At 48.2% G+C, this 24,865-nt stretch carries 16 protein-coding genes; 4 read left to right on the top strand and 12 right to left on the bottom strand.

Going from position 1 to position 24,865, the window contains the following annotated elements; translation table 11 throughout:
• A partial coding sequence (locus DESPODRAFT_RS07280) for an IS66 family transposase (RefSeq protein WP_004072469.1) occupies nucleotides 1-1,011 on the top strand: 1,011 nt, incomplete at its 5' end.
• Between the two features lie 479 nt (nucleotides 1,012-1,490).
• On the opposite strand, the gene DESPODRAFT_RS07275 is transcribed toward DESPODRAFT_RS07280, so the two are convergent.
• The 4 genes from DESPODRAFT_RS07275 to DESPODRAFT_RS07250 all read right to left on the bottom strand — a co-directional run bounded on the left by DESPODRAFT_RS07275 (nucleotide 1,491) and on the right by DESPODRAFT_RS07250 (nucleotide 10,771).
• Entirely contained in the window at nucleotides 1,491-1,736 is a 246-nt protein-coding gene (locus DESPODRAFT_RS07275) for a DUF2442 domain-containing protein (RefSeq protein ID WP_216594046.1), read from the bottom strand.
• Nucleotides 1,737-1,777: 41 nt separating this feature from the next.
• On the bottom strand, nucleotides 1,778-2,038 hold the full coding sequence (locus tag DESPODRAFT_RS07270; protein ID WP_004072467.1) for a DUF4160 domain-containing protein: 261 nt from the start codon (nucleotides 2,036-2,038) through the stop codon (nucleotides 1,778-1,780).
• A gap of 1,929 nt (nucleotides 2,039-3,967) precedes the next feature.
• Nucleotides 3,968-6,691 (bottom strand): beta strand repeat-containing protein, encoded by a 2,724-nt coding sequence (locus DESPODRAFT_RS07255; RefSeq protein WP_004072464.1) that lies wholly within the window; start codon nucleotides 6,689-6,691, stop codon nucleotides 3,968-3,970.
• A 102-nt stretch (nucleotides 6,692-6,793) separates the two neighbouring features.
• Complete coding sequence (locus DESPODRAFT_RS07250) at nucleotides 6,794-10,771, bottom strand: DUF4214 domain-containing protein (protein ID WP_004072463.1); 3,978 nt, start codon at nucleotides 10,769-10,771, stop codon at nucleotides 6,794-6,796.
• Between the two features lie 489 nt (nucleotides 10,772-11,260).
• Between DESPODRAFT_RS07250 and DESPODRAFT_RS07240 the strand changes: the two genes are divergently transcribed.
• On the top strand, nucleotides 11,261-12,130 hold the full coding sequence (locus DESPODRAFT_RS07240) for a class I SAM-dependent methyltransferase (protein WP_004072462.1): 870 nt from the start codon (nucleotides 11,261-11,263) through the stop codon (nucleotides 12,128-12,130).
• A 41-nt stretch (nucleotides 12,131-12,171) separates the two neighbouring features.
• Here DESPODRAFT_RS07240 and DESPODRAFT_RS07235 read toward each other — a convergent pair whose 3' ends face one another.
• From DESPODRAFT_RS07235 to DESPODRAFT_RS07200, 8 genes are all read right to left on the bottom strand, one after another.
• Complete coding sequence (locus DESPODRAFT_RS07235; RefSeq protein ID WP_004072461.1) at nucleotides 12,172-12,543, bottom strand: GxxExxY protein; 372 nt, start codon at nucleotides 12,541-12,543, stop codon at nucleotides 12,172-12,174.
• A gap of 42 nt (nucleotides 12,544-12,585) precedes the next feature.
• Nucleotides 12,586-13,944, bottom strand: a complete 1,359-nt coding sequence (locus DESPODRAFT_RS07230; RefSeq protein ID WP_157488438.1) for a hypothetical protein — start codon at nucleotides 13,942-13,944, stop codon at nucleotides 12,586-12,588.
• A 315-nt stretch (nucleotides 13,945-14,259) separates the two neighbouring features.
• Entirely contained in the window at nucleotides 14,260-15,369 is a 1,110-nt protein-coding gene (locus DESPODRAFT_RS07225; protein ID WP_004072459.1) for a glycosyltransferase, read from the bottom strand.
• 147 nt (nucleotides 15,370-15,516) lie between these two features.
• Nucleotides 15,517-16,824 carry an HlyD family type I secretion periplasmic adaptor subunit gene (locus DESPODRAFT_RS07220; RefSeq protein WP_004072458.1) on the bottom strand — a complete coding sequence of 436 codons (1,308 nt, stop codon included), beginning with the start codon at nucleotides 16,822-16,824 and terminating at the stop codon, nucleotides 15,517-15,519.
• 2 nt (nucleotides 16,825-16,826) lie between these two features.
• Nucleotides 16,827-18,497 carry a type I secretion system permease/ATPase gene (locus DESPODRAFT_RS07215; RefSeq protein WP_004072457.1) on the bottom strand — a complete coding sequence of 557 codons (1,671 nt, stop codon included), beginning with the start codon at nucleotides 18,495-18,497 and terminating at the stop codon, nucleotides 16,827-16,829.
• The gene (locus DESPODRAFT_RS07210; RefSeq protein WP_004072456.1) at nucleotides 18,481-20,139 is read right to left on the bottom strand and encodes a type I secretion system permease/ATPase; all 1,659 of its coding nucleotides are present in this window, start codon (nucleotides 20,137-20,139) and stop codon (nucleotides 18,481-18,483) included. Before DESPODRAFT_RS07210 ends, DESPODRAFT_RS07215 begins: the two co-directional genes overlap by 17 nt.
• Nucleotides 20,136-21,800 (bottom strand): type I secretion system permease/ATPase, encoded by a 1,665-nt coding sequence (locus tag DESPODRAFT_RS07205; protein WP_004072455.1) that lies wholly within the window; start codon nucleotides 21,798-21,800, stop codon nucleotides 20,136-20,138. The genes DESPODRAFT_RS07210 and DESPODRAFT_RS07205 overlap by 4 nt, the downstream gene beginning before the upstream one ends.
• A gap of 3 nt (nucleotides 21,801-21,803) precedes the next feature.
• Nucleotides 21,804-22,028, bottom strand: coding sequence for a hypothetical protein (locus DESPODRAFT_RS07200; RefSeq protein ID WP_004072454.1), 225 nt, complete (start codon nucleotides 22,026-22,028; stop codon nucleotides 21,804-21,806).
• Between the two features lie 232 nt (nucleotides 22,029-22,260).
• Between DESPODRAFT_RS07200 and guaA the strand changes: the two genes are divergently transcribed.
• Both guaA and DESPODRAFT_RS07190 read left to right on the top strand, forming a co-directional pair.
• Complete coding sequence (guaA, locus tag DESPODRAFT_RS07195) at nucleotides 22,261-23,790, top strand: glutamine-hydrolyzing GMP synthase (protein WP_004072453.1); 1,530 nt, start codon at nucleotides 22,261-22,263, stop codon at nucleotides 23,788-23,790.
• Between the two features lie 13 nt (nucleotides 23,791-23,803).
• On the top strand, nucleotides 23,804-24,862 hold the full coding sequence (locus tag DESPODRAFT_RS07190) for a hypothetical protein (RefSeq protein ID WP_004072452.1): 1,059 nt from the start codon (nucleotides 23,804-23,806) through the stop codon (nucleotides 24,860-24,862).
• Nucleotides 24,863-24,865 lie beyond the last annotated feature (3 nt).

Here is a 24,865-nt window from a genome sequence, read left to right as displayed (position 1 = left end):
GCCTTTCATGATGAGAAAGATGCCATCCTTGATATAGGCCTGTCAGTCTCTACGCATATCAATGTAGATGACACGACTGCCCGACACGAAGGTCAAAACGGCTACTGCACCCATATCGGAAATGAATTTTTTGCCACTTTTCATAGTACCGACAGCAAAAGCAGAATCAATTTCCTGAAGCTTTTGCAGGCCGGCCGCACAGATTATATCATCAATGCAAGCGCTTTATCATATATGATCTCTCAAGGTATGATCTCTCAAGGATTGCCACAAGATTCTCTCACGCTTGTCACCAGCAAACTTTTGACGGTATGCGAGGATGATATTGCGTGGGATGAATTCGTCAAATTACTTGGCATTGAAAAGCCGCTGCATATCAAGATTATCACTGAAGGTGCGCTAGTCGGAAGTTTAATTGAACACGGTTTCAACACAGACATGGTTATCGTCAGTGATGATGCCGGACAATTCAATGTTCTAATTCACGCGCTGTGCTGGATTCATGCAGAACGTTTCATCAATAAATTGATCGGTCTTACGGATAAGCAGAAAGAGGCTGTAAAATCCATCAGGTCCGACATCTGGGACTTATATGCTTCCCTCAAAAATTTCAAAGAGCAGCCGGATGACCAGAAAAAAGCCGATATTGAGGCCAAATTCGATAAAATTTTCACTCAAAAGACCTGTTTTGCTTCCTTGAACAATGCTTTGAAGCGGATTTATCGAAATAAACCTGAATTGCTCAGAGTTTTGGATTTTCCGCATATCCCTCTTCACAATAATACCAGTGAAAATGATATACGAGATTATGTCAAGCGTCGAAAAGTCAGCGGTTCAACTAGAAATGACCTGGGTCGAAGATGCCGGGATACGTTCACAAGTTTGAAAAAAACATGTCGCAAGCTCAATGTCTCGTTTTGGGATTATCTTGAAGATCGATTATCCGGCTTGAATGAAATTCCTTATCTTAGTGATCTCATCATCAACAAAGCTCTCAATTTGTCTGTTTAACTGCAATTGAATTTGGCTGACCTTTGTCTTTTTACCCGGACTTATTGAGAAGTTACGGCCCGACCCCGAATCGAAAACCCGACCTTTAATGGGTGACCTTTTATGTATGGTGTCCCCGGAATTCCTGAGGAAAGGGACCCTACTTTGTTCAAGCAACCAACGAGCGGAGGATTAGGAGATTGCATTATGCTATTAACTCCAATTAGAATCAGGACGCTACAGAGGAAGCTCTATTGTAAGGCCAAGCAGAAAAAAAAAGCGCAAGCCTTACGATGAAGAACATCGGAAAGCCGTGTACGGGAGAACCGTATGCACGGTTTGATGAGGGAGCACTGAGGATGCAAGGCCTTTGGAACACGTAGTAGCCGCGTGCGGCAAGGCGTCTCGAATATAGAAAGGGCTGAAGAAACCGGCTGAATCAGTGCTCTACTCTACCCCGAATTCCTGAACGCCAATTACATAAGGTGTCCCCCCGAATTCTATCCATCCAGATTCCATTGTCCAGAGGCTTTTATCTGCTCATACATGGCATCAGGTGCAAGATCAAGCTCCTCTGGCCAAGTGACGGCACCATATACAAGAGTTGCACGGGAAAATGTTTCAAGGTCACGTAATTTAGCAAAAATACCTGCACGATCCGAAAACAAAAATTGTTTCATATTGACGTATCCTTCCACTCCGTCAAGGAAACGGACAAAAAGCCGATAATCAGGCAGTACTTTCAACTGCTGTATCCGCCAAGGCATACATGGAGTTATAGGTGGCTCTACGAAAGAGGTTCGATTTTTTGCGGTGATTGCATTTGCGCACATTGATTCCATGCCTCCATTAATTCTGCACGATGTTCAATAGCCCATTCAAGAACCAAAACCATCGCACGTTTTGGTAAAAAACCTTTCTCAACCTCCAAAGTATGAATATTTATCAAAGCTTCATACTCAGCATACAAAGCATGAAAGTGTGGAGGTGGGTGTTCTTGCCAAAACATCTGAATAATAATCCCATAAAAAATACTAATAGTTGGCATGAACACTCCTAAAAACAAATTATCCAAAATTTAAAACTAATTGGATTATCAATTCTTGTCAAGCTGAGCTTGGCTTCAAAAAGCCATTGAGTCCATCTATGACGGTCTTTTGAAAATTTCAGCAAAAATTCCCGTTTATGGCATCGATGGGTGATATGCCAAATCTGACCTGGGAGATAATGTCGTTTTGCTCTGGTCAAAGCTTGCCTTCTAAATCAGTGTTTTTGACCCTAAAAAATCGATTATAGTCATGATATGGAGGGTATTTTAAATCAAATTTAATTTTATTTCAAGTGGTTAGCATGGCCCGACCCCGAATCGTCAAATTAAGTAAGGTGTCCGTATGCCGTAACAACTGTAGTTCTAACAGGTTAAAGTCCTGAAGGAGGAATTATCCGTACGCCTTCTTAGCACCGGGAAGCAGCGTCTGGGTAACCAGGGGTTGTAAGTTTCTTATGGGCAAAGATGCAGGCCGTAACGAAAGTGAACCTATATGTAGCCTCGTCAACTAATTGAAGATGCCGACCTTTTGGACATCAAGGGAAGGCCGTAGTGCTTGGGAGTAGAAAACGGAAATCCTTTCAGGTGATCTTCCGGGGTAGCAGGGATGGCATGTGTCGGAAGAATTGCAGTGCAGTGCGGGAGACCCAATATGGTGAAGGCACAAGGCCGGCAACTGATGGATATAAGGATATCCGAAATTCCATCGGGCTATATTGGGAGTCGGAGGGGTTCATAGTACCGTTTGAGGCTAAGGGACAACATAACCCAGGCCGAGGAAAGGGACCCTACTTTGTTCAAGCAACCAACGAGCGGAGGATTAGGAGATTGCATTATGCTATTAACTCCAATTAGAATCAGGACGCTACAGAGGAAGCTCTATTGTAAGGCCAAGCAGAAAAAAAAAGCGCAAGCCTTACGATGAAGAACATCGGAAAGCCGTGTACGGGAGAACCGTATGCACGGTTTGATGAGGGAGCACTGAGGATGCAAGGCCTTTGGAACACGTAGTAGCCGCGTGCGGCAAGGCGTCTCGAATATAGAAAGGGCTGAAGAAACCGGCTGAATCAGTGCTCTACTCTACCCCGAATTCAAGATTTGTCAATAATTTCAGACAGGACGAATAAATATGAAACTGGCTCATGTCTTTGGAGATCGATTTGGAAGGTGCAGAAACGAAAAAGCCACCACCACCGAAGTGATGAGGGCCTTTCTTAAACCGGCAATTTTAGGGTCAAAATAGGCACTTTAAGCCTCTTTTTTAGGCATTTTTATACCATATCTACTGTTATTACAGCATGTTAGTACGGCCCGACCCCAATGTGAAATCCCTATATTTTCCCCTTGACAAAACTTATCATAGATGTCCCTGGAATTCCTGGTCTGTCCCCTATTTTATGTGTAAATTCCAGAAAATGTCAAAATGTCAAGCCTGACCCCTTTCCAAGCAGGAGAGCTTTTTTCTTAAAGGTCCATTTTTGGGGTCAAAAAAGGTTGTTTAAGGCCATATTTGGACCGTACCCATGGTTTTTTATAAGTAATATAAATACTTAGCTCGGTCCGACCCCGAATCATAACTTTTTGTAAATTCCAGAAAATGTCAAAATGTCAAGCCTGACCCCGATTACGGAATTCATGTCCCCGGAATTCAAAGAAACCGGCCGAATCAGTGCTCTACTCTACCCGGAATTGTGCCCGGAATTCTCATCCGTCCCGGAATTCTTAATTGCATTGACTCTGCAAAAAAGAACCCCCGACTCCGAAGAATCGAGGGTCCTTTTATTTCTTCCACTTTCCGATCAGACCTGGGTGTTTAACAACCAGACTGGGTGTTTGAGGGAAACAGGCGACTGAGCTACTCGGCCATCCTGTTTTGCTCGGATTCCTCAAGCTACGTGGGAGTAGCGAGAGATGTCTCTTGGAGCAGAATTACGTGAAGAGCAGGTCACTAGTCACTGTCAAACCAGTACCGCCAATGCCCATCAGGATAATGGTTTCAGATGAAATTGTACCAACAGCAGCATCACCATCATAGATGACGGCTTGGTCAGCACCTGTTGCTGCGTTAACAGTAAATACGCCATTGGCATAATCACCCCGTACAAGAGCGTATGTATCATCTGCAATCGCACCAGTACCGGCGGCTGCAAAACCAGCGTCAAGCGCTCCGCCTCCACCAGTAATTGCTCCACCAACACTCGCAATAGTCAGGGTATCTGTCACGGCCCCGCCATTAGATACAGTGAATCCGGTGATTGTATCAACATCGTTTACAAATGTTAAGGTATCCCCGTCAGTAACAGTCGTACTGCCATCAGTATCATTGAACAGACCAACCATACCATCACCAGCAGCACCAGCACCAGCAGCGCCCTGAGTGATTGCATCATTACCACCACTTATAGCGATGGCATCTCCACCAGCACCCGCTGTAATGTTATCAGTGCCTGTACCATCGGTGATGGTATCATTACCAGAACCGGTAACAAGTGTGTTTGCGTTACCAACTGAGGCATTGCCCAGTTTGACAGTCGTTCCAGTTTCACCTGCTGCAAGACCGGCATCGGCGATGGTCAAGGTTACAGAGTTAGTGTTCGTAGACGTAACAGTATCAACTGTTCCAGTACCCCCAGCAGTGATGTTGGCAGTTACAGCTTTTGCACCAGTAATCGTTACATCATCAAAACCGCCTACTGTATTGACAAAATCAATTGCACTTGTTGCACCAATAGCCCCACCTGCCGCATTCAGCTCAATGGTCGATACCCCGGCAACATTGGCCGTAGTGAATTCTACTACAGCAACAACACCAGCATCATCAATGGCAGCCCCAGTTGCAGTCAAGGTCACGCTGTCAAGTTTAGTTGAAGCACCAGCTCCTACACCATATGCTGCAGTAGTAATTGCACCGTCACCAGCTGTCATAGAGACATTAGTCAGGTCTTGTGCATTGGCAATACCGCCATCAATAATGGCCCCGGTCGCTGCATTAAGTACGACATCTGTAATATCTGTTGTTCCACCCGCAGCAGCATCGGCAATCAAACCAAGAGTGACGGCACCCGTACCATTGTTATTAACGGTGAATATTTCAGTGACATCAGTACCTGCAGCGGTTGCATCAACCAAAATACCACCAGTATTCAGATTACTAGCAGCTGAAGCATTGAAATTCAATACCAAGCTATTCAAATTGGTAACTTCTAAGTCACCGCCATTCGTGGTACCAGCAGTACCTGTCATGGCACGGCCTAAGTCAATAGTAAGTTCTTCGCCCATAACATTTGTACGGTAATTCACTTCAAGATCGGCAACTCCTCCTGCAGTTGAAGCACCGAGTGAAATACCTGACTGGACATTATTTAGGGTTAAACCACCACCGTTTTGAATGTCGAATGCAATATCGCCGGAAGAGTTGGCAAGGTCGAGAGCGCCTGGCGCGACATTAGTGAAGGCAACGTTTTCAACACCAACGATTGTTGCAGGGTTAACCGCTGTTTGTGCTGCAGTTAACTTAACTGTATCATCTCCACCACCCATTGAAATTAAATTACTTGCAGCAGCGCCGATATCAACATTAAGAGTTAAAGAGTCATTCCCACCACCTGTCAGATAAGAAGCTGTTGCAGCACCTGCAGCGGTTAGTGTTACAGCCGCTGTATCACGTGCATCAATTGTTGTTATTGTATTACTAATCGGATTGGCAGTATTACCAAGGGTAACGGTACCACCACCATTAACAGTCAACATTAAAGCGCCTGGTGCTGCAAGCTGAGCAGTACTTGTATCACCTGTTTCAGAAGTCACTACAACAGCTTCAACACCAGCGCCCAGTGTAATAAGGCCACCCGTGGAGTCTTGTAACTCAATGTTTTGGGTATCATTACCACCCGCAACTGTGCCTGCAGCATAGTTGGCTGTTAACGCACTTGAATTCCCATCTTTTACAAGTGCAGCACTGCTGCCATTCAGGTTGTTAAGTGTTAAAGCACCGACACCGTCTGAGGTATAAGAGTCAACACCTGAATAGTTGGTTGTATCTACTGTAGTCAAACCAGCAAGTACTTCGAAGCTGATATCTTCGATATTAGCAACAGTAATCGTGTTGTTTAAATTACCTGTCAGCTCTGCATCCAGAGTGTCATCGCCATCACCCCCGTCCAGAGAATCATTTGCATTCAAGGTACCAAGAGAGGCTACATAAGAATCATCTCCTGTAGTACCAACGAAATCTTCACCGTTATCGGCACCAGTCGTCAGGGTAAAGGTTTCCCCGTCGGTGGGATCGGTGGGATCAGTAGGATCAGTAGGATCAACAGGATCGCTTCCAACTTCAATCACGCCGGAATTAAAAACAGCATTAAAAGTACCATCATCAAAAGTCAGCTGGGTGCCGTCAGCATCGACCTGAATAGGAACGGTAGCCACAGTTGCGCCGCCGGATTTAATCAGCAACTGGTTACCAGCCTGTTCGAAAGTGTAATCTGCTTTGTTGCCATCAAGCGTAACACCTTCAATATTCTGATCAAGCACAACGCCAGTAACACCCGCGAGAATATTTACGCTTTCATCACCGGATTTGCCGAAAACCAAGTCACCATCATTAGCGATTTTAACACCAGTTTCGTCTGCGTTGAGAAATACATTGGCCATTTTTTTCTCCTAAATTATATTTGAATTTAATTCTTATTAAGACCGAGCGAGGCATACAAAAATATACCACGCTCGGGCCCAATTATTGCTTAGCTTAAATGATTAGACAATCGTGCCTGCGCCAAATACATCTTCAAAGCTTTGAACACCTAGTAATGTCTGATCGAGAGCAGCATCTAATCCGGTCAGTTCGACAGTAGTCACGAATCCGCCGAAGGCATACTGGACATCTACGATTCCATCGGTAAAACTAGAGTTAATAACGGTTGGTGTATTGTCTGCAGGGAAGTCCAGAACATCACCGGGTTTAAAATTGATGATTTCCTGGGTGTAGGTTGCAAATCCGGCAATCTCAAAAGTGACATCGGCACCATCGGCATCAAGTGCTCCGTCTGTTGCTGTCGTAGCATTAACAGATACGGTTTCATTAGTAGGATCTGTAGGATCTGTAGGATCTGTAGGATCTGTAGGATCTGTAGGATCTGTAGGATCTGTAGGATCTGTAGGGGAACCTTCACCCAAAAGAACATCATTCATGTAGTATTCATACCAGCTGGTCGTACCGTCGCCGGTCGGGTCGTCACTGCCCAATAGATTGGCCATGCTGATCGGATCGCCGGTAATTTCGGCGCCGAAGTCGATGGTTCCGAGCAGTGTTGCGGTCTCAAAGTCTCCGTCGGCATTGTCGACATTACCATCGGCATCAAGCTCGGAAGTCAGATAGAAGACTTTGTATTCACCACGGTTGTCATTATTTTCAACGAAAACAATGTGATCCTGTACGGTACCGACAAAGTTATCGCCAAAGGGAGAATCAGCGGCATCAAGCGTATCGTTGTCAATGTCGGCATAATCTGCGGTTCCGTCATCATCGTTGATGGCAGCCAGGAAATTGGATGCGGTCAGGCCATTAAAGGTATCGTCATCATCAAACGTAGGCTTGACAATGGTGAATTCATTGCCGACCAGGTCATCACCGGCAGCAGCAGTTTCCGGACCATCGTAGGTAATCCCAATATCAACCACAGACTGGGCATTGCCTGCAGGGGCATCCGACGGATCCTGCTGGTTGTCCAGGTAATAGGTAAAGTCGAGGATATGGTTACCGGTCACGGTGCGAGCTGCGTCATCGAAGAAGTTGACAACCGTCAGATAGTTGAATTCGGAATCAAATACCAGGGTGTTGGCAGAAGCTTCGTTGGAGTGGAGCACAACGATGTCGTTACCGGTTGAGGTATTGATAACCGAATAATTTTGTTCAATGGTGGCATTGGCTGTTGCGTCGGCATTCGCAGCCAGGAACTGGTAGTCAAACTGATCGGTACTGATGTCATTACCGGTCTGGCTCAGGGAACCATCACCCAGGTTGGCAGTAGTGCCGTCGTTGAATTCAGCAATAACTTCAGCCTCATTTTCCAAATCAGCGGAGGTCAGAACGGTGGTGTTGATAATGCCCCTGCGGATGGCAGTCAGGTCGCCACTGGAAAGGACAACTTCACCAGCCACGGCATCAGCAGCCACCAGAGTCGGCTGGAACAGGTCCACGGCCAGTTCGTTGGCGCCGTCAAAGTCGGAAGTGATGACCAGGAACTGATCACTTGAGCCCAGGTTATAATCCAGCAATTCGCTGAGAACCGTGCTTTGTTCAATGGCTTCAATGATGGCTGCGTTGATGATTACCTGATCGGCTACAAAGTTGCCTGCTGCGTCGGTGTCAACCGTAACAGTGCTTTCAAACCCGGCAAAGGTAACCGTCAGTTCTGATTTATAGAGAACGCGGTCAACAAAGGGCTGTACGCCGGTGGTGGCACCGAAAGTCCATACGTCGGTAGAACCGTCAGCCGGATCAACAGAGGTGATTTCAACATAATCATCACCCGCTCCGGTTTGGATATCGAAACGCTCATAGCCGTTGATGGTGACGCGGTCTGCACCGTCACCCGTCTCAATGGAGAGGTTGTCGAGAATGAACATGGTCCGCTGGGATACGCCGTCCACACTGATAATGTCAACGGTATCATCCCCGCCGCCGGTGATGATGGCAAAGCTTTCCGGGCCTACGCCGGCAGCGTCAACCGCATCACCGTCCAAAGTCACGACAAAGGTGTCGTTGCCACTGCCGGTGGTGTAGCTGTAGGCACGGTCGTCATTGGCCAATACATCGTCAATGCCAGCTGTCGTACCATCAACCAGACCCATAAAGGTAACGTCACCACCGCCTCTGGCTTCGAGGACGATCAGATCATTGACCGCGGTTCCGGTACCCAGGATCAGATCACCCAGGAAGTCATCTGCGTCCACCAGGTCCACGGACCACTGACCGTCGAAACCATTGCGTATTGTCAGGCTGGCGTAGGATTCCCCGGCCACATAGTCTTCATGGGTCGAGATGTATACGTTTTCCAGACCATATTCCCCGCCCAATTCTTCATCGTCAGTTGTTTGTGCATTGGTGGTAATGGTACCAAGGTTGCTCGGTCTGTCTTCGGTTCCCAGAACTTTCACATAGAAATCGGGAATTGCTTCATCGTGCTTACCACCGATCATCAGATCGCCGCCGTCATTATCACGGCCAACCTTGTCCAGCTCAACGTTGATGGCAACGGGGTTTTCATCAACGCCTTCCTCATCATCCAGACGCCCGTAAACGTTAAAATCGCCAGACAGGTCTTCTACCCAAAGGAATCCGACAGACTCAAGGCCTGCAGTGCTCTGGGACGCAAGAACGATGGCCGGAATCAGAGAGGAAACACTGCCGTCATCCAGGAAAGTGGTCCTGGTGGTGGTGTAATCTACGGTGAGAGTCGTGTCGGCCGGGACGTCGCCTGAAGCGATCAAAGCCTGGAGCGAACCCTGCAGGGCAGCAACAAAATCATCGTGATTGAGAACGCGTTGGGACATGTCCGCAGTGGTCAGCAAGTCCTGGTCAAACTCAAGAACCAGTTCTTCACCGCCGTCAATCGTAAAACGCAACCCGTTTGTGTTAATGTAGGCCAGCAGATCCACAGTACCGTCACCATCAACGTCGGTATTGTTCATATCGGCATCCTGGTCCAGCAGGTAGTAAATGGCCGCGGACTGGACACTCTGTCCGGAAAGCAGGTAGTCTTCGTCAAAAAGCACTTTCAGGTCAGAAGCGTCACCATCGTGATTGAAGTTGTCGGTGTGATCCATGGTAACGGTGATGGTATCGGTATTCCGGGCAACGCCATCGGATGTCAGGGTGGTCAGGTTTTCGATAACCAGATCGCCGTCTGAGTAGGCAGAACCGATGTGGTCGACATCGGTGATGTTTTTGGCATCGACCGTAATAGTCGTGTGGCCGTCCAGGACATCCATGGATTCAAACTGGATATCTTCAACATTCTGAATATGCGGCTGAATATCCATCGTGTTATCACCGGTCACACCGTAGTATTCAGGAACCAGTTCCGCATAAAGAGAATCGGTGCCGGCACCACCGTCGAGACTGTCAGCAGTGGAGAGGGAGTTTGACACGCCGCCGGCCCAGGGGTTCTGGACGATGGGGGCTTCAAAGGTATCATCGCCTGCGCCGCCGGTAATGTCATCCGTGCCTGCGGTAAAGGATTTTTCAACGTCAGGATCCAATATGTGATCAATTTCATCTTTAGCAGCTTCTACACTCTCATCCGTCTCGTCTATGTCGATAAGGTAGTAAGTAGTCTCTTCTCCACCCTGGTCCGCGTAATAGAGACCGACTTTTGTCTTATTGGCCAATATCGCAGCATCGACACCTGTTGCGCCGTTCGCTACGGCCAGAATCATTTCAGCCTGGGATACAGTACCCTCATCCAGGGCTGTGGACCAGTATTCAAGACCGGCTTCAGCCGGCTCGCGGTTAAAAAGGTTGTCAAAAATTCTGGTAACAAATTCCTCACTGGAGATCGGTTCCCCGTCATCCGTATAGATGGCCTGGGCTTCAGGCTGATCAAAAAAACTGGTGGCAATCTGTTCAATGGTAAAGCCACTTCCTGCCCAATAGTCAAGACCCGCGTCAAGTGGGGCTCTGTTAAATGTAGCCACATATATTTGTGCAACCTGCTCTCTTGTTACTGCCATTCTTTTTCTCCTAATTTAAATAATTGACATTGTGCCACCGGAAAAGTGGTACTAACACTGCCCGAAATAATAATACGAAAGAAGTATAAGCAAATAAGATACCATCGTCAACTATTTTCGATCGAACCTGCGGCGAATTTCCCGTATGATGCTTTAGCCGCGCTGCCCTGCATACCTTCATCGAATTTAATAATTTTAAAAAAAACAATGAAATTGACCTATGGCGTTTGCGCATAAATTAAAATTTTTGGTCATATGTACACAGATATGGTTTAATTTAGCCTATACCTGATAATCGGCTTACTTGAAAAACGCACACAAAGACACAACGCTTTTATTTGGTTTTATGACCCTTTGTGTCTTGGTGTCTTTGTGTGAGAACCCAGGATTGCCGACAAAAGTGGCCGGGGCTTGAGTTTTATCTGCTTTGCTGTTATTGACAAACAAAGCAATCATGAACCAATATTTTCGGGGATGACGTTTTTCATCATGTTCGCTAAATTTTATTCCATTTTAAAAAAGATAAAGGGGACCGCATCCCTTGACAGGCTCAATGAACTGACAAACCCGGACAAATGGGACAATCCGGCGTGGATGAAGATCCACCGGGAGCTTGAGTCCTATGCCGTGGATAAACACTGCTTCAGTGATACCAAGGCGTATGCCTATCGAAAGGGCTGGGAATGGACCCAGTGCCTCTGGGGCCTGCACACCCTTGGGGCCATTGACAAAAAAGCCAAAGCCCTTGGCGTGGGTGCCGGCCATGAGCCGGTACTCTATTATCTGACCGACCATATCCGGGAGGTGGTGGGCACGGATCTTTACGGCAATGACGACTGGACCAACAATGCCGTAGGCGGAAACGAGGCTGATGCCGCCGTTCTTGAGGACGCAGATGCGTTCTGCCCCCGGTCCTATGAAAAATCCAGGCTCAGGTTGATCAATATGGACGGCACGGATCTTCAATTTAAGGATGAACACTTTGATTTTGTGTGGTCCCTGTCATCCATTGAACACTTTGGCGGGCATGCCAGGGCAAAGCAGGCCATGACGGAGATGGCGCGGGTGACAAAAAAAAACGGTATTGTGGCCGTTGCCACGGAATTCATCATCACCCCGGACTGCAGTGATCACCCTGAATTTTTCACAAAGGCGCTGTTTGAAAAATACATTCTCCATGCAAGCCCCCGGCTTAAACCGGTGGAGGCCATGAATTACCGCCTGCCCCCGCTGGAGTACCTGATTGATCCCATCATGATCCACCTGAACGGCGATGTCCACAGAACCCGTCATCATATTATTCTTAATAACGGCCATGTGCAATGGACGTCCGTTATCTGTTTTTTCCGTAGGGTTTAGATATTTTTTTTACCACGAAGGACACGAAGGGCACGAAGAAATTATAGAACGAATCTCTTGATGCTGTGCTTTAACATTTGGGTATTAAAATTAATTAACAAGCCTGTTTTGATACGGGCTAATTTCATATATGTCAACAGTTGAGCCGCATGGATTTTGTTTAGTTGTTCAACGCTTTTCAATTCAAGGATAAACTTGTCTTCTACCAACAAATCAACCCGATATCCACAATCAATGCGGACACTTTTATAAATTACAGGAAGAGGGTGTTGCAGTTTGAAGGATATGTTATCTCTACTTAATTCATGCGCAAGGCATTGTTCATAGGTAGACTCAAGTAAGCCCGGGCCAAGCTCCCGATGAACCTCAATGGCGTAACCGATAACGCGATTAGATAATTCATCAAATTCCATTCTTTTCCATTCTTCGTGCCCTTCGTGATCTTCGTGGTGAGTTTAGGGCACATCGGGCGTGGGCGTGTGAGTCAATTTAACAAATTGATCGGTAGTGATAAGATAATTCCCATCATTGCCTTCCCAGCTGACCGGAACCCCGTCTATTGTTGCTGTAAAATAATACTGCTGATTAGCGGGCAGTTCCATGAAAAAATGCCCGGCATTGTCGGTAACAGCACTTTGGATTTCTTGCTCTTGCATCTCATCATCATAAACCTTTACAGTTTGTTTAATAAGCTCATATCCCGGAGCGTAAAGGCCCTTTCCGTCAATATCCGAAAAAAGGAGACCATATATCCTTACAGTTGTCGCATCCTCACTGCCTGCACTTTCGTTGTTGCCAGCATTCAGGTTACTCTTACCCACGACAAAGGACAAAATTGAGAACCCGATTTCACCATCACCATCACCGGGCTGAAAAGTGCTGCTGGAGCCAACATCCTGAATACCGTTTGAAAAAACAACGAGACCCTGGGGCCAACTGGCAAGTTCTTGAAACAGCAAAGAGAAAAAAAGAAATTCCACAGGCTGGCTCCATTCTTCTTCAGAGCGAATCGCCACCTCAGAGCGAACAACTTCACCTTCATAACCATGACAGTTACCCGTTTCAGGGTCCGTCTCTGCCTGCGATGCTGATACGCTCAAGTCGGCATTAAAGAAAAGCGGCTCATACTTGCCGGCAAACAGATCACAGATGCCGGAATTAAGACTGAATACGTCTGCCTGATTCATTTTGGTACCATTATATTCATACGTCCATATATTATTCGGATTAGACCGTACATCGTTGATAAGGTTCAACATCTGAATTTCAGATACCAGCTCGGCAGAGCGAAGGCAAATAGCAACAAACCACGCATTTCCCGATCCCACCTTTCCGGCTGATATGGCAATACCGGCAGAGGAATAGTCTTTGGACAAAATATGATCAAACGACTCGTTATCAAGTTCTTTTTTGAAAAGATAATTTATGACGATTATAAAGGCTTCCTCCCGGGACATAAAATTAAAAAACGAGACCACGCCGCCTGTGGATGCGGTTAAACGATAATAAGGGGGGGCCTCGGATACTGTGATCTCTTCACCGGCCATCAATTGGCTTTCATCTTCAGCCATGGCGGTTAACCTCTCATCCAGCGTATAGCGCGCAAAGGTTGTGTCAGGCTTAATCCCCTTGGCTTTTAAAAAATCTGGGGTACATTCCAGATGCTCAATGGCGTAATTGTAAGGGGCGGTTCTGATTTCATTGATCCTATCCAGAAAATATTGATCGTCTTCAGCGGACAGCGCTGCAGCAGGGCCGTAAACACCCCAGAAAACCATTGCCGAAATAAGTGTGTGTATAATATGTATTTTCATAATGCTAAATGAATTAGCAAAATATATGCCATACTGCATTATCCATCTGAAATATCACTTAAATTAAAAATATAAATCAATTGAGAGAAGCGACAGTTGTGCTTTTTTTATGTTTTACCTTTTTCTTAACACCCCTGTTTTTGGGTATATAAAAATCGTGTTGACAAATCAGGTTCTGGTCATATCTGGCCGAGATTGGCCATCGGCGTCTTTTTTCCAATTACACCACGAAGAGCACGAAGGACACGGAGGATGATTGTACCCGGAGGTTTTATTCTTCGTGTCCTTCGTGCTCTTCGTGGTAAAATAAAACACTCAAAGTAAAGACCTGTAGATCCCAAGATATTTATCCCCCTGGGCCCTGGCGGTAAAATTGTCCAGGTAGTGGTGAAAGGCATTTTTTGAAAACCGTTGGGCGCAATGTTCATCGGTCAGGATTTTATCCATGGCCCGGGCCAGGCAAAGATGGCATCCGGCCTGGACCACAAAGCCGGTATGATTGTGCCGGTTCACAATACTTGTACCGGTACCCAGTTCGGTGGAGACCAGGGGTTTTGAAAAATAGAGCCCCTCCAAAAGGATCTGGCCGAAGGCTTCAGCCGGGGCGGTCGAGGGCAGAACCACCAGGCCGCAGTTTTCAATTAAAAATTTCAGATTGGCGTCACTTTGAAACCCCATGAGATGAACGTTGCTGATCTTCTCGTTTTGGATCCTGGCGTTAAGCCGGTCAAAAAGATCCCCTTTGCCCACGATGACAACATGGTGCGTCATCTGTTTTGCAGCATCCAGCAGGATATCAAGCCCCTTGTACCACCTGAGCATCCCGGCAAACAATGCGTAATTTTTGTATTTGCCGACAAAGGCCTCAACCTCCCGGTCCGGCCCCCCAAGTCCGGCAAAGCGATTTTTATTCACAAAGTAAGAGACTTCATGAATTTTATCCTTGAACTGCGCCAAATAGGGGGTGGTGTTGAAAAGGCTTTTACTGGAGATGCAGACGGCATCCATCTTCCCCATAAACCGGGCCACAAAGGGCAGGTAGAGCCGCTTTAAGGTCCTGGCCTTGTGGATATCACAGTGAAAGGTCACCAGGGCAGGTTTTTCAATGCGGTGGCAAAGGGCGACAAGCTCTGCCGTGGGCCAGGGAAAATGAAAATGCAGGATATCCGTATAATTGCAGATCCGTTTAAAGGAACGGGCAAAACCCATACTGAAAGGGTTGGACAGCAGGTCAAAGGTTTTACGGTAAAACCGTGCTGTGATATGGTCAGGGAAGGTCACCGTATAATTGCCGGACCCCACAGAGACCACCTCAACCTCAAACCCGTTTTTTGCCGCATGGCTGCCGTACTGTCTTATCGCCTCTTCAAGCCCCCCGTTGGTTTCGGGGAAATAGGTCTTAAAAATGTGGGTTATTTTAGGCATGGCCTATTGCTTATTTTATTTTACCACGAAGAGCACGAAAACCGCGAAGAGTGAAAGCATTGGGTATAATCATCCTTCGTGTTCTTCGTGCTCTTCGTGGTTCTAAATATAAATTAAAGTTGTTAATGATCACACAACCTATGGCCCTTATTCACGCATGGCTTTGTCAACATTTTCAAGCAACGGATCTAAAAGATAGCTGATCACTGTCCGGCTTTCGGTCGTGATATAGCAGGCAGCGGGCATGCCGGGCGACAGATAGGCGTTATGGGCCTTTAAATCCTCTTCATCCACCAGCACATGGACTTCATAATAGGACGTTTCCCCATGGGGGGTCTGCTGGCTCATTAAATCCGGGGAGACATAGGTCACCTTTCCCCTGATGGGGGGGGTGGATTTTCTCTGGAATGCGGCCAGCTGCACCTTGGTCGGCTGTCCCTTTTGAACACTGATAATATCCTGGGGCCGGACCTGGGCCTTGATCACCATACTCAGATCCTTGGGTACTATTTCCAGTAAAGGCATTCCGGGCTGGATCACACCGCTGTCCTCGGAATGAACCTGTATGTTAAGGACGACCCCGCTGACCGGAGCCCGGACCTCGAGCCGATGCTGGGCATCAAGCATCGGCGTAATCTGGTCTTTCAAGTCAAAAATCAAATCGGTCACCTCGCCAAGCTTTGAAACGGCCGCATCCGTATACTGGTTCTCCATATCTGCAATACGCAGTTTATATTCCTCAATCATCTGGGTAAACTGGGCAATATCCTGCTTTAATTTACCTTTTCGCCCACGGTACTCGGAAAGGCTTCTTTCAAGCGTCAGAATATCGGTTTTTCCCATGTATTTTTCCGCCAGCAACGGGCGCTTGCCGGCTAAATCCTCTTCAAGATTCCGGATAATTTCCGTCACACTTTTTAGCTCTTCTTTGGCGCCTTCAATCTTGTTTTTTGTCTGACTGATCTGGGACTGGTACAGTTTTGTTTTTCCCTGCAGATCGGAGCGCCTGGAGACAAAAATATCCTGTTCCGAGGAAAGGATCGGGGCAATTTCCGGGTCGTCCTTCAACTCATCCAGGGCTTTGGGCCAGGAAATTGACGGTTTCATACCCGCCTCGGCCCGAAGTCTGGCTGCTTCGGCTTCCTTGGCCCACAACCTTCCCTGGAGCAGTTCCACATTGGAACTGACCTGGGAGCTTTTCAGCTCAATGAGCACATCACCCTGGGCAACTTCGTCCCCCTCTTTTACAAAAATTTTGTTGATGATCCCGCCTTCAAGGTGCTGAACCATCTTTCTTTCACCGAACACATTTACCACGCCCGGGGCGATCACTGCCCCCTGGAAGGGAAAATAAACAGACCAGATCACAAGGCCGCCGAAAAAAAAGGCAATAACCAAAAGACCTGCAATGATATACTTTGAAGGGTTTGTATTTAATACCGGATCTTGTTTCATTTCTATACTCCTGCCGCCTGCTGGGACTGTTTATTGTTGGCAAGTTGATTTAACACCTCTTTAGCCGGTCCGTACATGGCCGTTTGCCCCTCCTTGATCATGAGAAGCTTGTCCATGTTCACAATCAGATTGGGCCGGTCCGAGACCATAACGGTGGTCACATTTTCCTGCTTTAAATGTTTAAGGGCGGTAAGCACCATCCTGAGCCCCAGGTCATCTAAATGGGTGTGGGGTTCATCCAGAACCACGAATTTTGGGTCACCGTAGAGGGCCCTGGCCAGGGAAATCAGTTGACGCGGACCTGCGGCAAGGTTCTTGCCGGTTTGATCAATCCGGGTTTCATACCCCTGGGGAAGCTTTAAAATCATCTCATGGACCCCGGCCTTTTGGGCGGCTTTAACGATTTTTTCAGAATCCATCACCTCAAACCGTGAAATGTTTTCCGCCACAGTTCCGGGGAACAACTCAGGTGTCTGGGGCATGTAGCCAAGATATTGCCCCAGCTCCTCCTCCGGCCAGTGGGAAAGTTCCGCCCCATCCAGCCTGACCTTTCCCGTCAACGGCGGCCAGATGCCGAGCAGCACCTTGCAAAGACAGGTTTTTCCCGATGCACTGGGCCCGAAAACACCAAGGGTTTCTCCCGGCTCAAGGGCCAGGGAAATATTATATAAAACCGTTCTGGCATCAAGGGAGAGGCTCACGGCTTCTGCCGAAACCCGCCCCTCGGGGGCCGGCAGGGAGAGCTTGGGGTTGGATTCCCGGGTGTTGACAAATTGCTTGAGGCGCTTATATGCAGCCACGGCTTCAACAGCCGTTTTCATATTCAGCAGGCTGCGTTCAAAGGGATAAAAAAGCCGTGCAATAATCATGACACCGGCAAAAATACCCCCCTGGGTAATTCCGTGGCTAAAGAACACAAAAGCCCCGGCCGTAAACACAGCCGTCATCACTGCCATCTGAAGCAGACGGATAACTGCGCCAAAGGCAGAGTGAAACGCATCCGCCTCCGACCTTGCAGCCAGGGTCTTTTCATACCGGATCCTGTATTGTTCCATGGCGGCGGAAAACATTCTCATCCCTGAAATCAACTGGGCATGGCGCAGGCAGTTGCCGGCAAAATCGGCTCCGGCATGAAACGTGACATCGGCCACGGTATAACGCTTTGTTTCAATTCGTTTGAGCAGGAGCTGAAACAGGGTAATCAAAAAAACGCCGCCAATGCTCACAAAGCCCAGCAGGGGATGTATCAGATAAAGGACTGCCAGATAGACCAGCACCCAGGGCAGATCCAGAAAATTTAAAATATGCCCCCTGGCAAAGGCATCCCTTAACAGCTCAAGATCCAAAAGCCCCCGGGTATACCCTGAACGCTTAATTCCTGCGGCATCCGCCTGCATGCTTTTAAAGACATAAGGCATCATTCTCTGGGCCAGGTTATTGCCGGTCTGTCCCAGCACCCGGGCACGAAAATAATCGATCAGGGCCACTATGACAAGGCTGATCATTATACCGGCAGCCAGGGTAGAAAGACTGGCCGTACTGAAACTGAACAGCACTTTGTCGTAGATGACCATCATATATATGGGCAGGGCAAGATAAATCAGGTTCATACAAAGCCCGAAAACCCCGACGATTATAAAGTATTTTACCCATGATTTAATTATGTGTTGCATTCACGCCTCCCATTAACTGTCCAACAACCGCATCCCTATCTCCGAAGCGCACCTGTTGTCCCTGCTGGAGTACTAGGATTTTATCCACCGTATATAAAAGGTTTGGCTTATGTGTAATCATGATTGTTGTGGCACCCATTTGTTTAAGATTTTTTAATGCCTTGATCAAGGCCTGCTCTCCTGCCTCATCCAGGTTGGAATTGGGTTCATCCAGAATCACCAGTTTTGGGGTGCCGTAAAGGGCACGGGCAAGGCCGACCCGCTGGCGCTGTCCCCCGGAAAGACTTCGCCCCGCCTCCCCGATATCGGTATCATACCCCTGGGGAAAGGTTAAAATCACCTCATGGGCACCGGCACGCTGTGCGGCCTGAAGTATCTTTTCCCCGTCGGCCTGCCCCATTCTGGCGATATTGTCTTTTACACTGCCGGCAAACAGCTCCACATTCTGGGGCAGATACCCCAAATATTGCCCGATATCATCATTGTCCAGCTCAAATACATTTTTGCCGTCCAGTTCCACCACGCCGCTGTCAGGTTTCCACATCCCTAAAATCATCCGGCACAATGAGGTTTTACCGGCACCGTTGGGCCCGACCAACCCCATGATCTCCCCGGGCTTCAACGCAAAATCAATATGGCTGAGCACCTGGGTTTCGTTTATGGAAAGGCTGACATCCGCCACATCCAGGGCCCCGGTTATTTCACCGACGGTGTCCGGCTTTTGCTGGGACTTTTTTAACAACGCGGATAGATTATCATAGGCGGTCCTCGCGTCGGAGGTCTGCTTCCAGGCGGCAATGGCCTGGTTCACCGGCGCCAGGGCCCGGCCCATGATAATTGAAGCAGCAATGATAACGCCGGGGTCACTCTTGTTGGCCAGCACCAGGGCTGCACCGACCCCATATATAATGACCTGCATGAGAATGCCGAAACTCTGGCTCACCGCCCCCAGAATATGCCTGACATTCCCGGTTTTGTCGTGGATCTGAATCTCCTGGTCATTGATTTGGCAATACCTGCTCGCGGCATTGCCGGTCATCCCCATGCTTTCAAGCTCCCGGGCCGTCCTGAAACTGGCTGAGACCCACTGCACTCCTTGGTTTTTTAAAATTTGGGCCCTGGCCGTATCTTTTTGGGTCAGGCCCGACTGCAGCAGTCCGATGATAAAGACCACAACCGCACCGCCCGTGGCTGTCAGGCCAAGCAGGGGATGTACAAGGTAAATCACCCACAGATAAATAAATATCCAGGGCAGATCGAAAAAAGCAAAAATGGAATTGCCGCCAAGGTAGTTGCGCAGGGTATTAATGTCGTTGAGTCCCTTGGTGTACCGGTCGCTGTCGGCACGGCACAGATCCTTGAGCATTGCCTTGAGTACCCGCCGGCTCAAAAGCTTGTCCAGCTGAATCCCGGCCCGGACCAGCAGGCGGGACCGGCAGAACTCAAGCAGCCCTAAAACCACAAGGGCTGTTAAAGCGATGGCCGTCAAGGCATAAAGCGTGGACATGCTGTAATTGGCCAGGACATTGCGGTAAACCGCCAGCATGTATAAAGAAAAAGTCAAATAGAGGGTGTTGATAAATATGGAAAAAAGTCCTGCAAACACAAAATATTTAAAACAGGAGCGCAGATAAATAATCATAGGACAGCCTGCTTCCCGGACAGTTTTGCAAACACCGCATCCTTTGGGCCGAACATGGCAACCTGTCCGGCGTTGATGACCAGCACCTTGTCCATGGCGTGCAGCAACTGGGGTTTATGGGAAACCATGATGCAGGTGCAGTTTCGGCGCTCTTTCATGCCTGCCAGTATGTTTACCAGCAGCTGTTCTCCCTGTTCGTCCAGGTTGGAAGTGGGTTCATCAAGGACCAGGAGCCTGGGGTTTCCATAAAGGGCCCTGGCAAGACCCACCAGCTGTTTCTGTCCTCCGGAGAGCCGGACCCCCTTGTCCCCTTCAAGCTGGGTGGAAAGCCCCTGGGGAAAACTGTCCACCAAACCCTGTATGCCGCAGGTTTGTATGGCCTGTTCAACCCTGTCCATATCAACAGGACCAAGCCTTGCGATATTCTGGGCCACAGTTCCCGGGAACAGCTCAATCTCCTGGGGCAGATACCCGATGTAGGGCCCCACCTGGGCCTTATCCCAGGAAAAAATATCTTTCCCGTCCAGATAAACCTTGCCGCCAAAGGCGGGCAAAATGCCCAAAAGCAGACTGCACAGGGTGGTTTTACCGGCGCCGTTGGGTCCGATAACCCCGAGAAGCTCCCCGGCCGGCAATTCAAAGGAAACTGCTTTGAGCAACACCCGGCTTGGGATTCGATAACCGGCACCGGCAACACATACATGGCCTTTGGGGGGCGGCAGGGGCATGCCGGGGACTATTCTGTCCAACATGCTTGAAAAACTGCTTAACCGCAGGTAGGATTCCTTTGCCGTGGCCGTCGTACGCCAGGAGGACATGAACTGCATCAGAGGCCCGAATCCGCGTCCCATGATAATGGACCCGGCGACCATAAGCCCGACATCAAACCCCTCTTTTATGGCATAAATGGCGCCAAAGCAATAAATCAAGATCTGGATAATGTTCTGCAGGGGCTTGATCATGGACTGAATGGTGCCGGCATAATAGCTTGATTTTGTCTGATTGATCATCACCCGGTTATTTTTCTCAACAAACCTGTCGGATATATCCCTGATCATCCCCATCCCGTTGATCACTTCGGCATTTCTCATAAAAGAGTCCACAAACCGGTGGCTCTTGATGTTCAGTTGCCCCGCCATTTTCATGCTCTTTCGGATCAGCAACTCCTGCAATATGCTCAACCCGACCATGATAAGGGCGCCCGAGGTCGCAATAATGCCCAGCACCGGGTGAAACAGATAAATAAGCGCCAGGTAAAAAGGGGCCCAGGGAACGTCAAACAGCGCATAGATGGCCGGTGTGGAAAAATAATTGCGCAGCACTTCAAGATCGTTCAAGCCGATCTGGTAAGCGTTCTTACCGTTCAGCACAGATCCTTTGACCATACCTGAATAAACCTGTTCCCTCAGTCCCAGGCTTAAATCCTGGCCTGCCACGGCCAGAAGCCTGGACCGCAGATATGAAAAACACCCGAGTACTGCTACGGCCATAAAAGCGACGACCGTGATATTTTTAAGAGAGAGCAGACTGTATGAAACAACAATATTGCCGTATATGGTGAACATGTAAAAGGGAAAAGTTAATTGAAGAATATTTACAAAACAGCTTAAAAGCGCGGCAAAGGTAAAGTATTTCTTCCATTTTTTTAAAAAGGCGGCCATAGGTTAAATTTGATTCCTGCGCCCATCAAGGCCCATCCCTTCAAAACCGTTTGCATCAATATCGTCACTTGTCCACAGCGCAGGATCTTTTTCGGACACGGGAGCCTTTTTCATTCTACCGGTGGGGTCCAAGGAGTCAAACAGAACATAGATGGCAAAGAGCAGCACAGGTCCCAAAATAATATAGAGCAACATCACATTAACGGCGATCAACGGTCCGGTACCCACGATACGTTCTCCTTTTATCTGAGTCGTGAGTTTTGAGTAGTGAGATTTAAAACAGGCTGTTTTCCTCAATACTCAATACTCAATACTTTTTTGTCTCACTCAAATCAAACCAGATAGTCTAATACAATTTTACAAAAAGTCAATGATGCAGGGAAACCAAAAACAACTTGCAATTTTCCCATGTTTATAGGAAAATTTGCCGATTTAAATCTAATCATTTCAGGAAATGCCCATGATCATTGTTATTGATTTCGGATCCCAGTTTAACCAGCTGATTGCCCGGCGTGTCAGGGAAAATAATGTCTATTGCCAGGTGGAACCGGCCAATATCCACCTTGACAAATTAAAGGAGCTTGCCCCCACGGGCATCATTCTTTCCGGCGGCCCCTCATCCATTTATGAAGAGAACAGCCCCACCATCGACGCCGGTATTTTTGAGCTGGGCGTACCCATCCTCGGTATCTGCTACGGCATGCACTACATGGTGCATACCCTCGGAGGGACCATTAAACAGGCAAGCAAAAAAGAGTATGGCTTTGCCGAACTGCGCATTAATCCTGGCAACCCGCTGTTCAAGGAGATGGATGACAGCTTCCAGTGCTGGATGAGCCATGGCGATTCTGCAAAAGCCCTGCCCCAGGGGTTTGAGATCACCGCGCAGACCGACAACACCCCCATTGCCGCCATTGCCGATTACGCAAGAAAACTGTTCGGCCTGCAGTTTCACCCGGAAGTGGAGCACTCCATTAACGGGGCTGCCATGATCCGCCATTTTCTTTTTGATGTCTGCGGATGCCAACAGAACTGGACCATGAAATCCTTCAGTGAAGGCGCCATCGCCCAGATCAAGGATGCGGTTGGGGACAAAAAAGTGATCATGGGCCTTTCCGGCGGGGTGGACTCTTCCGTTGCCGCCACCCTGATCCATAAAGCCGTGGGAAAAAACCTGCACTGCATTTTTGTCGACAACGGGCTTTTACGCCTCAATGAAAAAGAACAGCTTGAGGTCAGCCTTCGGGCCAACCTGAACATGAACATCAAGTTTGTGGATGCACAAGAAAAATTTCTAACCGCACTGGCCGGGGTTACGGACCCTGAAAAGAAAAGGAAAATCATCGGGAAACTTTTCATTGATGTGTTTGAGGCCGAAGCCAAGAAGGTTGACGGTGCGCAGTTCCTGGGCCAGGGAACGTTGTATCCGGATATTATTGAATCCAAATCCGCCTTTGGCGGCCCCACGTCGGTCATCAAATCCCATCACAATGTGGGGGGACTGCCCGAACAGATGAATCTGAAGCTCATTGAGCCGCTGCAACTGCTGTTCAAGGATGAGGTCAGAAAACTTGGCCTTGAACTTGGCATCAACGAGGATCTTGTCTGGCGCCAGCCCTTCCCCGGCCCCGGGCTTGCCATCCGCATTTTAGGGGAGATCACCAAAGATCGCCTGGATATTCTTCGCAGGGCCGATGACATACTTATCCAGGAAATCAAACAGGCCGGCCTTTACCGGAAATTGTGGCAGTCCTTTACCGTGCTCTTGCCGGTCAAAAGTGTCGGTGTCATGGGAGACAAGCGTACCTTTGCCAATTGTGTTGCCATTCGTGCGGTCACATCCAATGACGCCATGACAGCCGACTGGGCAAAACTGCCCCACGATCTTCTGGGAAAAATTTCCAACCGCATTATTAATGAAGTGGACAAGGTCAACCGTGTGGTTTTTGATATCACCTCGAAACCGCCCGGCACCATTGAATGGGAATAACAGCCAACAAATTATGAATGAAAAAAGACTCGGGGACTATCTGAACCCGGAGGATGATGAATCTTTTGAGGATGATCGGCCGGGCATTGGAGGCGCAATTTTCCAGCAGGAAGCCAACACCCTTCAAATAGAAAAATTATCCCAGCGGGTGACCATCATCTCCGTGATCATCCCCTGCATTATTATTGCCATTTTGGTATTCGTCTACATGGATATCACCGAAAAGGTGGTGGATGTGGACCAGACCCAGGCAAACCAGATGGCACGGGTCTCCCAGGATCTTGACATCAAACTCAATGCATTGGACGTACGCATTGCCAAAGCCACCCACGAGTTGGATGAAAAGCTGACAGCCCTTGAATCCAAACGCAAGGCCCTTGAGAACCAGACAGCAAAAATGTCGGCAGCCAAGGTGGATCGTAAAGCCATGGAAGCAGCCCTTGCCAAGCGGGATAACCGGATTCAGTCCAATGCAGACCAGGACAAGTCCACCCTGGCGGCCATGGAACGGATTAACCGGGAACTTATATCCGCCATTGATAAAAACAGTTCGGATACTAAAGCGCTCTCCGGACAGATCCAAAAAGAGTTCCACCTGTTTAAGGAAGAATTTGGCACAAAACTGCTTGAATTGTCCGCCTATGAACAAAAGATTGCACAACTGGTTAAGGAGACAGGCCTGCTGGGCAAAAAACTTGATGCATTGCAAAATGAGACGGCAGCATCCATAGACAAACGCCTGGACAAAAATTTAAGTCTGCTCAGGCAGGATATTGAAAAGAATTTAAGTCTGCTCAGGCAAAATTTTGAAAAACAGATTGCTGACGTCAAAAGACGGGCCGATGCAGCAGAAAAGGCAGCGGCAACAGCTGCTGCTGCTGCTGCTGCTGCAAAGTCCACACCCAAACAACTCCCCCCAAAATCAATAAATCAGGTCCGATCAACGGTAAAGCCACAAGTCTCTTCTCCCAACCCCCTGCCGACACCTACCCGGAAAACAGAGACACCGGATCTGCCGCGCCGAACGATTCCCGGCACAGGGAACATTTCAGAGCAGGATATTTCGCAGTAAAGT

Origin of the sequence: Desulfobacter postgatei 2ac9 (assembly GCF_000233695.2) — a bacterium.
In the GTDB taxonomy this organism is placed as follows: Bacteria; Desulfobacterota; Desulfobacteria; order Desulfobacterales; family Desulfobacteraceae; genus Desulfobacter; species Desulfobacter postgatei.
Note: the sequence above shows the minus strand (reverse complement) of the source record. Positions and strands in the feature narration are given on the sequence as shown.

Coding starts and splice junctions, on each gene's coding strand:
- DESPODRAFT_RS07270 (WP_004072467.1), bottom strand. CDS start 2,038: ATGCCAACTATTAGTATTTTTTATGGGATTATTATTCAGATGTTTTGG.
- DESPODRAFT_RS07255 (WP_004072464.1), bottom strand. CDS start 6,691: ATGGCCAATGTATTTCTCAACGCAGACGAAACTGGTGTTAAAATCGCT.
- DESPODRAFT_RS07250 (WP_004072463.1), bottom strand. CDS start 10,771: ATGGCAGTAACAAGAGAGCAGGTTGCACAAATATATGTGGCTACATTT.
- DESPODRAFT_RS07240 (WP_004072462.1), top strand. CDS start 11,261: ATGTTCGCTAAATTTTATTCCATTTTAAAAAAGATAAAGGGGACCGCA.
- DESPODRAFT_RS07235 (WP_004072461.1), bottom strand. CDS start 12,543: ATGGAATTTGATGAATTATCTAATCGCGTTATCGGTTACGCCATTGAG.
- DESPODRAFT_RS07230 (WP_157488438.1), bottom strand. CDS start 13,944: ATGAAAATACATATTATACACACACTTATTTCGGCAATGGTTTTCTGG.
- DESPODRAFT_RS07225 (WP_004072459.1), bottom strand. CDS start 15,369: ATGCCTAAAATAACCCACATTTTTAAGACCTATTTCCCCGAAACCAAC.
- DESPODRAFT_RS07220 (WP_004072458.1), bottom strand. CDS start 16,824: ATGAAACAAGATCCGGTATTAAATACAAACCCTTCAAAGTATATCATT.
- DESPODRAFT_RS07215 (WP_004072457.1), bottom strand. CDS start 18,497: ATGCAACACATAATTAAATCATGGGTAAAATACTTTATAATCGTCGGG.
- DESPODRAFT_RS07210 (WP_004072456.1), bottom strand. CDS start 20,139: ATGATTATTTATCTGCGCTCCTGTTTTAAATATTTTGTGTTTGCAGGA.
- DESPODRAFT_RS07205 (WP_004072455.1), bottom strand. CDS start 21,800: ATGGCCGCCTTTTTAAAAAAATGGAAGAAATACTTTACCTTTGCCGCG.
- guaA (WP_004072453.1), top strand. CDS start 22,261: ATGATCATTGTTATTGATTTCGGATCCCAGTTTAACCAGCTGATTGCC.
- DESPODRAFT_RS07190 (WP_004072452.1), top strand. CDS start 23,804: ATGAATGAAAAAAGACTCGGGGACTATCTGAACCCGGAGGATGATGAA.